The following is a 12,857-nucleotide window of genomic DNA, read 5'->3' as shown; positions in this document are numbered from 1 at the left end:
AACATCCGGTATTCGGCCGATTGCTAACCTTCACGCTATGAGCGCAATCAATCCGAGGGTGGCGTTCGCTGTACCGATGTTTCTCGAAGCGCTGGCCTTGATCGAGTTGGGCCAGCCTCAGCCCGCTGAAGTCCTGGAACATCCGAAGATGATGGCTACCACGATGCTTACTCTGCTCAGTCATGGCGACGACGCGATCTTGGATCTGGGAGATCTTGCGCTCGCGTCGCTTGCCAGGGCTGCGATCGCGCTCTGCGATGCTCCGACTGAATCGGGTGCTGTGGCGACCTACCAACACGCGTTAGACGCGTGGGGTGAGATCAATGCGAACCCATGATCAGAGCGAGACTGGAACAAAATGACCGGCACCATCACACTTGCGGGGGCGTCCTTCGGAACAGCTCGGACAAGCCCTGCAGAGCCATCGTAACCCGATCTACGATTGTCTCGAATTGTTTGTCCGGCTGAAGAGAATTCAGTCCTGCGGCCGACAGCGCAGTCGTAAATTTCGTGCCCTTCATGTGGGCCGAGCCTGCCGATCGGATTCCCTGAAGCTGGCGTAGGGGTCCGACGAGACCATTCGGGTCGGCACCCAAGTTCTCGACGAGTAGCTGTAGGCAGGCAAGCGAAGGACTATTCGTGTCCGCGCCCGAGGACTCTCGAAGAGTCTTGACATCGAGTGCATCCACGATCCCTTTCGACAGAACCATGACACCGTTGTCGCGTTGGCCTTCGGTTGGATTGGTACACAATGCCAAGGCATCGAACGCACGGAGGTCAGCCGGGCCGAGTTGCTTGTACAACGACTCACCGAAGTAGCCAGTGAACGCCTCGATGAGTTCTGCCTTAGCTCGTCTCAGCCGAGCAGGGTCAGGGCGTTCGTCCTCTACCCACTGGCCCGCTAGGTCCCGCACGCTACGTGTGATGGTTATTCCACCGTTCGGCGGGACGTTGTGTGTGAGCCAGTGCTCTCGCTCGGTCTCGGGTAGCCGGATGAGGTGTCCCAGCCACACCTGGACGAGGTTGGCACCGTTGATGTCGACATCGATGGCCCACCGACCGTGGCACGAGACATCGGTCCGCAGCACCGTGTAGCGGTCTGGGTTGTCGCGGTATCGGGTCAGAACATCCGTGTCGAAGAAGACTGGGGTGAGGTAGTTCGCTTCATCGCGCTCGCAACTCAAACGAACCTCGTCGCCGGTCGAGGGGTCGATGTCAACGATGAACGATTGAAACCGCTCAGGCCTTTGCAGATCGTCGGGGTGCTCGCCAGCGGACGCGAACGGCAAAACTGCCTGTTTCCCAACCAACTGCGCTACGAAACCAGGCCCCCGATACGCGTCCCACGCCGTGTAGGCGAACGCTGCGTCTTTGGTGCGAATCTCAAGGTCGATCCGAGCTTCATGCACGCTGTCGTCAGCCCGAGAATGGGCGTGCTGGATCACCAGGCTCATGCTCCGGGCCGCGAGATACTTTCGGAGGTGCCGTGCATTGACTCGAACCTCGTATTCACCAGGATTCGGTCTGACGATCTCGACGACCTCCTCATCGCGGCCCGCGTGATTAGTTCGATACATTGTCTCGTTCGATCGCGTGATCAGGCCCAACCACCATACGAACGACGGCGTGAATTCGATAACGGGTTCTGTGGTTGCCGATGGCACCCAGGACACGTTGACGAACAGATGAAGGTCGTAGCCATCAGGGTTGGAGGTCAAGCCGTCGCGGAAGGCCGGGAGGCGATCAGAGCTGTAACTGGGCTCGCCGAGGTCGTTGATGGACCAATCGGTAGTGGCGAGGAATTTGCGCTGGTCCGATGTCGCCACCAGAAGAGGTTGAAGCGAGCTGTACTTGATTCCGCTCCCTCGATTCCGTAGAACCGAGATCCACTCGGTCGGCTCCGCCTGGATCTCCGAGAGGTAGCTCCTCAGCTGGAGAATCGTGGGCAAAGCCTCATAGCGCTCAAGTGAGCCGGAATTCGGCAGTGGATCGGTCAGCACCCCCTTGATCGTACGGAGGGCAGGCGACCGGGCTGAGAGTCGACTTAGAATGGGCCACCCGTGCTCGCCCGGATGACTAGGGCTGAGCTGCGACATCCAGTCTCGCCAGCGGGAAAATCATGGTCCGCGGCGACTCCGCCTACGGCAACAGCCGCGTCGTACGCGCCTGCATCAAGTTCTCGTTCGTACTGATCAAGAACCGAATCGTCCAACGAGCGATCGCCTCCATCCCTGACACCGCGTGGACGCCCGTGCGCTACCCGGGAGCGGTCCGCGACCCCGACACCGACGGCTGGATCTCCGACGCCGAGGTCGCCGAAACATCGTTCACCGCTTTCTCTTCCACCGCGTATCCTGTTTCTGCACGGTTGATCGTGCGGCGGGTCAAAGACGCCCGCTACCGCGATGCATTGTTTCCGGTGTGGCGGTATCACCCGTTTTTTACCAACAGCACCCTGCCGACGACGACCGCAGATGTCGTCCACCGTGCACACGCGGTCATCGAGACTGTGTTCTCGGATCTGATCGACGGACCGCTCGCGCACATGCCGTCAGGATCGTTTGGCGCGAGCTCTGCCTGGGTGCAGTGCGCAGCGATCGCCCACAACCTGCTGCGCGCCGCCGGAACCGTCTCCGGCGGGCGTCACGCGAAAGCTCGCGGAATAACGCTACGGCGCAAATCGTCAACATTGCCGCGCGTTTCGTGCGGCCACAACGCACACCCACACTGCACCTGCCGCGACACTGGCCGTGGCTCGATGCGTGGCTTCAATTATGGCGCAACATCATTGGCATCAGCCCACCCACACCCGCCTGATCCTCACCCGACCCGCCGACTCGGCCCGAGCAACGACAATCGTGGAAATGCTGGGTAGACCAGCGGACGAAACACGCCCAACCAGTCCCGACCCCACAATTCGGTCATCGACCACAGTGGGTCACCTCAGTCCGTGGATCGAGGGTAAGTAAATGTGATCCTTGCCACTTTCGGAAAATCATGCGACTGTATGAGGCAATCGCCGTTCCCCTGCAGACAGTGTGATGACGGGAAGTGTGCAGTGACCAGTACCGAGTTCGGACGCAGTTTGAACAAGGATTCCGGCCCCACCAACCAGCCACCTCCAGCCAGCGACGCATCCACGTTGAACGTCGCCTTGTACCCGTACACGCCCGAACCGAAATGGTTCGAGTCCACCATCAGAGCCGCGTGGCACAGCGTCCAACCGGATGTCGCTCTCAATTTCGTCTACACCTACGACTGTTACAAAGGCGATCCGCCGTCCACTGTGGACGTTTTTGCCTACGACTGCATCTTCGCTGATCACATGCGTCAGTTCTGTGTCGAGTTCGATATCGACGGCACCGCAGACTTTTACCCGTGGTCTCTCGCATCGCTGAAAACGGAATCCTCGGAGTATCAAGGAATACCGTATTTAGGGTGCATGCAAATTTTGATTCGCCGTCTCACTGACGCAGCACTGGGTGCGCCGGGGATGACTGTCGAAGAATTACACAAAATCCTCGGCGACGGGGATCCGAAAGCAGTCTGGCCCGCGCAGGGTCAAGGCATGCTGTTGGATTTTACTGGGGGAACGACCGTCGCGTGCATGTACGAGCAGGCCGTCATGGAGGAGTCGGGCCAGTTTCCGCTCACTCCCGCCCTTCCCCCCTGTCCAGGACTCGATCAGCAAGGCCTCGCCGACATGCAGGTGCTGCGAAACATCGCCGGGTACGCCCAGGCGACATATCCCGACTCGGGCTACGACCGAATCACGAAATGGAACCAGCGGATCGGTCGAGCCTTCGTAGGCTTGACCGAAATCTTCCACTTCATCGACAACGTCGACGCCTCGACCTATTCAGTCATGCCGCTGAGCTCCGAACCTATCGAAAAAGTGGGGATACCGCTTTATACCGACGCACTTTCCGTCAATGTGGCCATCGCCCAGGAAAAGCGAGCAACGGCTATCCAGCTCGTGAAGTTGATTGCATCGACCAACGTGATGCTCGAGTGCATGTCCCCAACAGGAAAGAAACCGCAATACCTGGTGCCCACCCGGCAATCGCTGATGAATCAGCTCCTGGCCCGGCAACCCAATTCGGCGGTGTACAACATCATGCGCAACATCATTTCCAACGACATGGCCCATCCATTTCGACTTGGGGCCGATTCCCGTACCTGGCTCGACTCGACCAAAGGCTGCATCAAAACTGAAATCCTCGGGCCACCCCCCGCTGGCGTTGCGGAGCATGTCGGCGAAGACAGCGCCGTGTTCAACGACCCCGCGTACGCTTCCACACCTGCAGGGCTACTTCGCCGCCCGTGACAGGAGTCCGTCGCAAAGTCGTAAGCAATGGCTGGTTGTGCCACGTTTGGTCCTCGCCGTTCGGACACGCGGCAATGGAGTATCGCTATGAGATCCATACATGCGGTCCGGTTGCCCACACCACCGCTGTCTGAGTGTCGCGGGGTTTGCGTCGAAATTCGTCGAACACCGTGCAAGCTTTTGGCTAAGGGATTACCCTGCCGAGTTTCACCCGATGCTCGACTACTACATCGAGCACTCGACGCGGGTCGGTGGCCGCATCGTAAGCCCTCCCCCGCTGCTGCATCGATCACCACAGCTGCCCAGGTAACGGCCAAGCGTGATCGGGAGCAGACACAGTCGACGCTGCAGATCGGCGACCTGGACGAACACGTTTGGCACCGTCTGCTAGCCCAATTTTGGATCATCTACGACACAGCGCAAAGGCGTGCGCGCGAAATTAGTGCTCGCGGCGGACAGCGGACCGCACATTTTGAGGTGCAGCCCCCGCAGTGATGCTGCGGATAGCTCTCTCGTTGGGTGCTGCCCGAACAATGGTGCGATCACCCGCAGCCGATGTCGGGACCACCACCACAGGGCGCGCGCTGGCACGTGGAGCCGACGACCCCGCCGGCGGATTCTGATCTTTCGAGGCCGTCACGCCGACGCCCCCTGCTGCTTCTCTATCTGGCGTCGCACTTCGTCGATCGTGCGGGAACTGCCCTCGTAGTTGCCCACCAGCCGAGGATTGGGACGCAAGGCCACCTTGCGACGCCGCGACGCCGTCGCCGGGCTCGCCGAGCCCACCGGTCGATCAGGTTTCTGCTGCTCGTTCACCGTAGCCATGATGTCCTCCTACATCCGAATGATAGCCGTCACGAGCAACACCAGCACAGATCCAGCCAACAGACCCGTCGTGATCCGCAACCGCATCAGCTTGCTCCGAAGCCGCATCTCTGTCACCTGATAAATCGACACCAGTGTCGACGCGATCTCGAACCGGCCCGTCGTCTCATCGACTGTCGAATACTCCTCCAACACCACTTCCGGATTGAGCCCCGACGCGGTATTGGGTGCAATCACGAATGCCGCCATGATTGCCGCCGCACCGGCCAGGGCAGCACCCGCAACCTCCCACACACCGATCCCCGCGGGATTGCGCAACACGATCCCCACCAGAATGCCCGCGAATCCCAGCAGCACACCCCCGCGCTGATCGATGCTCGTCACTCGGCGTTCCTGAGAATCCAGCGTCCGTTCGATGCTCGCGTGCACCATCTCGATTGCCGCCGGATTCAGCTCGACACTCACCGGGTTGAGCTCGGACGCCATCTCTTCGCCAGCAGCGGAGTCCGGTGAAGCATTTTCGCGCCCACCCCGGTCGTTCGATTCCACTGCTAGCGCCCCCTTTTCGACATCAATTTCGGCTGCGCCGAACCTCGTCGGCCACACCGCACCCATCAGCCGGCGCACCATGACACTCACCGCAATATTGTCTCAGCACACCACCGGCAACGTGTGTGAACACCTCTCACTGCGTCCTGCGTCTTCGAGCGGATCGACGGAGCAGACGACGTCTCAGGTCATCAGGATCGGACATGATGTACATCAAGTACAGCAGCGGCAGGTACATCAGTGTCGCCGGCAGCCGGCCGTTGTGTTGCGCGAAAAGTCGGTCACGGACGGGATCAGGTTTGTCGAACCCGTGTGTAGTGTTCCTGCGCAAACGCATGAACTGACTCACTGCGTCATCGAGTGACAGGGATTTGTCCGCTCCACCGGGCAGCTTCAGAATTACCTTCTCCGACCTACGGTAATTCTTGATGAAGAACCCGTCCCCCACTTCGGTCAACGCTTCCACACCAAAAGCCGCGTACGGAAGCAGGACGGACTGAACATCAGCAGGCATACGTTCTCGAACTTGCTGCAGCGCTTTCGCCGCAACCGAGGGCTTGCACAGTGCCGTGAGATCCCATGAAAGCCAGGTCGCCTCGATCAGGTCCATTGCTGACCACATCAGAACTCCGGCTGCGTAGTCGTCGTGCAGCGATAGCAGCGTCGAGGTAACTCGTTGCAGAAGATCCGCAAATTCCATCAACCGGTTCTGCTGCGCATAGGGGAGGTAGTCACCGTCAGCATCTGCGAACAGGCATGGGTTCAGGAGATGCCCGAGAACAGAGTTCATCTGAGCAACCCACCAAGCGACGGCCGCACCCCACGCCTCCGGTGCCGGCGGCTCCTGCCGCTGGGGAAGGCGACCCACTGGTGATCGGGGAAGTACCTGATGCGCTTCGTACGGAACAGGAGACCTCCCGACAATATCTGTGCCGAGAGTGAAAATCACCGCACCCGACACCCTGTTCGCTTGAAACGCCCATACCCATGGAGACCGTGCGGCCAACAACGGACCGAGATGGCTCGCGGGAATCAAGACACTGCTCAGGATCGACGATCCCGACGCGAAAATGGTCTCATCGACGTCGATCGGCCCGCGTCGTATGTCGTCGAGAAGTTCGGGGTCCTGATTCAGACGTAACACGAAACCAGGAAACCTGATCCGACGGTGCGTGGCGTTGCCATAGCGAACAACGTGGACAGCATGCCGGTCGAACGGATGCTCGTCATCGTCGTCCGAAGTTCCGGCCAACTCCCTACTCGCGTCCTGTACTGCCGCGGACAAGGCTCGATCGCTGGCGGTGATGACAGGTAGCTGGAGTCCGTACAGGAACGATCCCACCGCACCCGCGCTCATCTGTCTGATCGCGCGAAGGCGCTCCTCAACGACTCGCCCATGGTCCAGCCTGGAGACGTAAGGGTCTTGCGGGAGGTCGACGAGCTCGTCATCGACGTCCGCTTCCGAACCCGACAGGGTGCGAACGGTCATAAAATCGACACAGTCCATGCTGGCAGCCGGCTCGGTTAACGCCCACACATCGGGCGCGGACGTGTGGGCGACCTCGAACCCCAACTCTTCCAGGTAGGCCTGCACTTGCCCCCCAGCCAATTCCGGTGGCATCGTGACGTTGACAGTCAACCGTTCAGGCATTCCACCAGCCTACAAACCGGTAAGCCTGGAGTGACTCAATTTCGCACCCGAGGAGCGGGGGCGCACGGCTCTAATTTGTGACCAGGACCTGCAGTTCACCAATCCGAACTTCAGTACGCGAAGTCAGCGGCGTGGGTATGACTCCACCGACCGTCCCGTTGGGTGTCGTCGCTGTCCACGTGACGAGCCAATTCGATGTCGCGGAGACCTTGAATGTCCCACCGGGCTCGGTAGTGGACGTCTTGTGATAAACGATATTGCCGCACGTCGGACTTGGAAGCCCTTGTGCAACATCGGTATACGGCGTGAAGGGCAGTAACGCACCTGGGCACACCGACGGCACGGATCCGTCCCCCCAATTGACGACCACGGACGTATTGACCCCTGTAGCAGAAACTATGACACCCGGTCCTGCTGCAGTTCTGGTCACGGGGCCGACTGTCGATTCCCGTGGGTCAGCGACCCAGAACCAGCCGGGTAGACCAACCAGGCCGACAGCACCTGTGTTTGCGGGGTTCGGGGTGATGCCTATTCCGGGCGGATCCAACTGCATTGCCGTAACCGCTTGGCCGACAACGGTCATAACGTCGACCACCGGAGGCGTAGCCGGCACCCCAACGTCCGGAATTTGAACACACGGACCGGCCGCTTCGCAGGACCATGTTGTGCCGTCATCATTAACGACGTTCACTGCCATCGGGGCACCACTATCAGCATTTCGAACAAGCGTCATATTGGCGGCGTCAGTCGACGGAACGAACTCGAGCGGCGGTCCGGACGGCGCGGCGCTCCCACCACCTCCCCCGCCCACAGCAGCTGGCGCGGATCCAGTCGTTCCACCCCCTGACGGCACACTCGTGTACGTACCTTCGACCACAACTGTCGAACCACCCAAGCCTCCGCCGAAGGCACCGCCAGTTCCGGTGCCGATCCCCGGCTGCGCAAATACTGGGTTCGCGTTGAACACTCCAACTAGAAGCACTGATGCGATAACCCCAAGCGGCTTACGCATGACCCACCGCCCTTATGGATTCCAGTTGCCTACTTGCCAAACCGTCGATCATGGTGCGTCGCATGGGGTACCCGAAGAAGTCACTGCATCGGAAACAATGCGCCAGCCTGATGAATCTGGCCACGCCACGTTCTCCAGAGTCGGCTTGCCCAGCTCCCGCCGGACTCGGTCAGGAGGGAGCACACTCGTGCCGTCCGGACGGATCTGGTCATAGTTCGAGCTGTCGATGCAGACTCGCAATGTTGCCGACGCTTCTTCCTTAATTGGGTTCCCGTCAGCATCCTTTGGTGCCTGCAGTTCCGTCACGAATGCATCTGCGACAGTCGCAGCACCCGTGGAGACAATTCCTTGAGATCGGCGCAGGTTCACGTTTGCCTTCAACTGATCGAGGATCTTTCCACTCGCAACAGAGTCCAGCATGTTGATGTCTACAGCAGGATCGCTCTCGACCTTCGCGAGAACGGCGAAGAACTCATTCACCTTTGCTGTTGCCTGCTCGGTCGCCTGTTGTTCCGGGGACTTTTCGACGCCCTCTGGTCCCGTGAGGACCGGCTGCGTGGTGGTCGTTACGGGGGTCGCCTCAATGTCACCGCTCCCGCATGCGACGCTGATGCTTGCAGCGGCTGCTACTGCGAGGATTGCCGCGCCTGTGCGACGTCGTGTGCTGATCATCGTGGACCCCCTACGTTGTTCTGTGCGTTGTACTGCGATAACGATAATGGTGCGGCTGTTTGGACCGTAACGTGCTTACCGGACACTTCAGACACCTCGATTGACGCGACTGCTATCAACTGGCTATTGCTCCGATCCGGTAGAGGGCGTTGCCGCCATTGTGGAATTGCGCGAGGGCGCGCAAGAGTTCGTCGGTTTCGGGTTCTGGGTCGACATCGATGTCGGCGAGGTTCGCGAGCAGTTGGTCGATCAGCTCCTGGGTCTTGCTGATCTCGTCGCTCCCGTGGGTAGCGATGATCGCCAGTCTCCAGAGACCTTCTCGGAACGGTTCGACGGTGACGCCGCGGTTTGCGGTGGTGAGCGCGGCGGAAAGATCTCCGGTCTTTATTTGTCTGGTGGCGAGCTCTTCGAGGGCATCCGCGAGGGTCGAGATCATGTGCTGCTGTAGGTTTCGTGCCCACCCGTAACGGTCTGACCGTGTCCCGGCGAATGGTTGATCGTTTACCAGTTCTGCAGCCGTCCGCAATTCCGCATCGGTGGCGGCGGCCGGAGTGGTGTCGATCAGTTGTTGCCAGTAGTCCCAGTCCGATCGGACATCGGGGTGCAGTCGGTAGCCGGTGCGGCCGGTGCGGTCGCCGTGCTTCGGAAATGCCTGCTCACCGTTCTCTGTCTCTCCCAACCAATTTCGCAGTCTCGAGAGGTAGTTCTGGCGTCGTGTCGCCTTCTTTTTCGGCTGATCCTCCAGAGGGAGTTTGTCGAAATTGTCTGCAGGCCAGATCTTTTTGTCGATGGAGTCGTGTTTGATTCCCGGGTGGATGGAGAGAAGAGCGGCGATCTCGGTTAGGAGTACTTCACGGCCGTCCTTGGGTGGCTCCCCGGTCGGGGTGGTGACTGCTGGTTTCCCGAGAAGATGGAGCCAGAGATGTCCCGGGGCCGGTACGTCACCAGCGACAGGAGCGATGGGTGGGGCCTGGTCGTCGTACCTGATCGCTTCTGGGGATGTCCACTGCGCGGCGTCCGGGCTGTAGGTCGGAACGTTTGTGACGTCGGGGGCGGTCTCCGATGCGGTAGTTCCGTTCAGCAGCAGCTGGTCGGTGGGGTCGATCGTGGTGACGGAGTCGAGGAAGGTCTCAGCGCTTTCGGCGTCGGTGAGGTGTGCGTCGATTTCGGCTGCAGCCCAGGGGTCGTGCATGGACGACTCTGTGGGGATAGCTGGCTGTGTGGCGGTCGCGAGGTAGGCGGTAATGCCTTCATATTGGTCCGGCTCGAGAAATGCTGGCTGGAATGCGAAGCCGCCGTCGGTGTCTCGTTTGACAAGGCTTGCGGTGTTGCGGTCGACGATGTCGAGTGTCCACGCGGCCTGGGTGTTCTCGCTGGCGGTGCTGGCGGTGCTGGCGGCAGCGAACGCCACGCGCGGTGTGGCGGCCAGGATCTGATCGAGTGATTGCTGTTGGTCGGCCGTCAACTGACTCGCGATGAGAACTACTTCGGGGGCGGTCATTTCGCTTGTGTCGTAGATCGAACGGGCCGCTGCAATGCTGTCGATGTGTTGTTCGACGAGGGTGTCTTGGTCACGTTCGGCTTGTCGGGCGAGTCTGGCCAGCACTTCGCCTGGTTGGTCGGTGTGCTCGATTCGACCGTTGCCGAACAGTTCGGGGAGCTCCTGTCCGAAACCGATCAGCGTCAGGTGCAGATTGTCGGCGAGCGGGGATTCGACGAGTTCGAGGGCCAGGGCCTGGAGAGTGCCGCGGGCGTGCTCTGGTGAAGCTGAGACGCCGAGGTAGCCGAGTTCTTCCAGGTTGAGAAGAACTTGGGTTCGGTCGTCTGTGGAACCGAGTGTCACGAGCGTGGGGTACGGGCTGATTGTGGTGGGTGCTGGGGCGATCCGGACGTCGGCGGGGAGGGTCCAGGTGCCGGTCTCTGATCTGAGCCACTGGTCCGGCAGTACGGAGTCATCAAGGATTACTAGCTCCACCGCATCGGGACCGATGAATGCGCCGAGTAATGCCGGCAGTGCGTTGCCCTGTGTCCGAGCGTGTTCGGCGATAGTCCTCAGTGCTTCGTCGAGCCGCGTGAGGACGTTGTTGTCCGCTGCAGAATGAATCTGTTCTTCCACAACTGCTGCAGCGCCCCAGGTTTGAGGGAGGGTCTCGCCTCTGCGGCGATCGTGCTGTTGACGGTGCCGGCGCAGCCCGAAGGCCCCAGCCAGTCCGATGGCCGCTAGGGCTGAGATACCGAGCCACAATGTGCTGTTCTGATCCTCGGAGACATCGCTTGGCTGCGCAGTGGCGGCGATATATACCGGGTCTGTCGTCGATGTATTCAGTGGGATCTGGGTGGCTGGCTGAGTCGGGGCGGGAGCTGCAGCAGGACTGGGTGACGACGTCTGCGCTGGAGCAGGCATTTGAGCGGGTGCCGGCCCGGGTGCCACAACATCTGCGCCCGCGGACTCAGCAGCAGGTTCGGAAGCTGCCACCGGGGCGGGAGCCTCTGCTGGCTCAGGGGCGGCCACCGGAGCAGGCGCTGGCTCAGGAACCGCCGACGGGGCGGGGGCCTCTGCCTGCTCAGGGGCTGCTGGAGCAGGCGCTGGCTCAGGAGCCGCCGCTGTCGGAGCAGGTAGCTGTGACGAAGCGCTGTTGAGTTCGATGCCGAAAATCTTCGCAGCGGCGGCGGCAGCGGCCTGCGCTTCTGCCTGAGCCTGTTCGTCACCGCCCGGAACCATCTCCGCTTGTTCCGGAACGTCGGTGCCACCCAGGAGAGGTGCAGCGGAGGACAGTTCAGGCGCTGCTGCGGGGGCCGGTTCAGGAGCGGCAGCCGGAGCCGGTTCGGGAGCGGCAGCGACCGGGGCCGGTTCAGGAGCGACGGTCGGTTCGGGCACAGCAGCAGGTACAGGAGCGGCAGCAACCGGGGCCGGGTCGGGGGAAGCAACCGGACCCGGTTCGGGCGTGACGGTCTCGGCGGTTTGATCGTTGACGGTGAGCTGCTGGCCGACGTGGATGATTGTCGACGGTGCAGTTCCGTCGGCGTTGATGATTTCTTTGTAGCGGTGTCCGTCACCCAGATGTTGCTCGGCGATGCTCCAGAGACTGTCGCCTTCTCGAACTGTGTAGGCCCCGTCGACGGTTGTGGGTGCGGCGGCGGGGAGCTGAAGTTTCCATCCTGGTTGCAGCCATCCGTCGACGGTCAGGACGTCGGCGTTGAGTTGCTTGATCTCGGTGTATCGAAAGCCATCGCCAAGGTGGCGTTCTGCGAGTTTCCATAGGCTGTCGCCCTGCTGCACCGTGATGGTTTCCCCGTTGATGGGGCGGGCGGGGGCTTCTGCTGGATGCGGTTGGCTTTGTTGCGTTACTTGGATCGGTGCCGAGTGGGCAGGGGCGTCGAAGAGCGGTAGTGCTGTGGCGGTGAGGGGTTGGGCTGTGGCGGTGCCCGCTGTTACCAGCATGAGCGCTCCGCCTATGAGAACGGAGGCGCTTCGCTGCTGGAAGCCGAGGCCTCGGAGTTGAGGTGCTTTGATGCCGCGTAGTGCTGCGACGAGTTCGATGACGGTGCTGAAGGTGAAGGTGGCCCAGGCGAGCCAGCCGATCCAGGTCACGAATCCGAGGAAGAGTGATCCGTCGTCTTGGGTGGTCAGAGCTGTTTTGATCTGGTCGAGATCGGGCAGCGTCGTCGGTATTGGGTTGCCGCGGAATGTCCACAGTGCGAGCGGAATTCCGACGACGAGGACGAGTAGGACGATCAGGTAGAGCAAACCAGTCAAGCGCCGTCGGATGGTGGTCATGCGGGTGTCCTTTCCGATGGCTGCAGGGTGGCCGGGGTCGTGC

Annotated in this window: 8 protein-coding genes and 1 pseudogene; 3 read left to right on the top strand and 6 right to left on the bottom strand. The window is 60.9% G+C overall.

All coding sequences use genetic code 11. From position 1 onward, the window contains the following. The first annotated feature begins 37 nt into the window (after positions 1-37). Complete coding sequence (locus tag CH302_RS12995) at positions 38-337, top strand: hypothetical protein (RefSeq protein WP_015586093.1); 300 nt, start codon at positions 38-40, stop codon at positions 335-337. 34 nt (positions 338-371) lie between these two features. Here CH302_RS12995 and CH302_RS12990 read toward each other — a convergent pair whose 3' ends face one another. Beyond that, positions 372-2,000 (bottom strand): hypothetical protein, encoded by a 1,629-nt coding sequence (locus CH302_RS12990; protein ID WP_052047794.1) that lies wholly within the window; start codon positions 1,998-2,000, stop codon positions 372-374. A gap of 110 nt (positions 2,001-2,110) precedes the next feature. Here CH302_RS12990 and CH302_RS12985 point away from each other — a divergent pair. Both CH302_RS12985 and bcmE read left to right on the top strand, forming a co-directional pair. Beyond that, positions 2,111-2,817: pseudogene (locus CH302_RS12985) on the top strand (transposase); the annotation flags it as partial. A gap of 241 nt (positions 2,818-3,058) precedes the next feature. After that, positions 3,059-4,327, top strand: a complete 1,269-nt coding sequence (gene bcmE, locus CH302_RS12980; RefSeq protein WP_032364993.1) for a thiamine pyridinylase — start codon at positions 3,059-3,061, stop codon at positions 4,325-4,327. 636 nt (positions 4,328-4,963) lie between these two features. Here the strand turns inward: bcmE and CH302_RS12975 are convergent. The 5 genes from CH302_RS12975 to CH302_RS30810 form a co-directional block, all read right to left on the bottom strand. Continuing rightward, positions 4,964-5,152 carry a hypothetical protein gene (locus CH302_RS12975; RefSeq protein WP_015586087.1) on the bottom strand — a complete coding sequence of 63 codons (189 nt, stop codon included), beginning with the start codon at positions 5,150-5,152 and terminating at the stop codon, positions 4,964-4,966. A 9-nt stretch (positions 5,153-5,161) separates the two neighbouring features. After that, the gene (locus tag CH302_RS12970) at positions 5,162-5,791 is read right to left on the bottom strand and encodes a hypothetical protein (protein ID WP_139278539.1); all 630 of its coding nucleotides are present in this window, start codon (positions 5,789-5,791) and stop codon (positions 5,162-5,164) included. A gap of 46 nt (positions 5,792-5,837) precedes the next feature. Continuing rightward, entirely contained in the window at positions 5,838-7,352 is a 1,515-nt protein-coding gene (locus CH302_RS12965; protein WP_015586085.1) for a hypothetical protein, read from the bottom strand. 1,060 nt (positions 7,353-8,412) lie between these two features. After that, complete coding sequence (locus CH302_RS12960) at positions 8,413-9,036, bottom strand: hypothetical protein (RefSeq protein WP_015586083.1); 624 nt, start codon at positions 9,034-9,036, stop codon at positions 8,413-8,415. A gap of 115 nt (positions 9,037-9,151) precedes the next feature. Continuing rightward, positions 9,152-12,814, bottom strand: coding sequence for a LysM peptidoglycan-binding domain-containing protein (locus CH302_RS30810; protein ID WP_015586082.1), 3,663 nt, complete (start codon positions 12,812-12,814; stop codon positions 9,152-9,154). Between the last annotated feature and the right edge of the window lie 43 nt (positions 12,815-12,857).

The organism is Rhodococcus sp. 15-2388-1-1a (genome assembly GCF_002259145.1).
Taxonomy (GTDB): Bacteria; Actinomycetota; Actinomycetes; order Mycobacteriales; family Mycobacteriaceae; genus Rhodococcoides.
The sequence above is the reverse complement of the archived record's forward strand: the minus strand, read 5'-3'. Positions and strand labels throughout refer to the sequence as shown.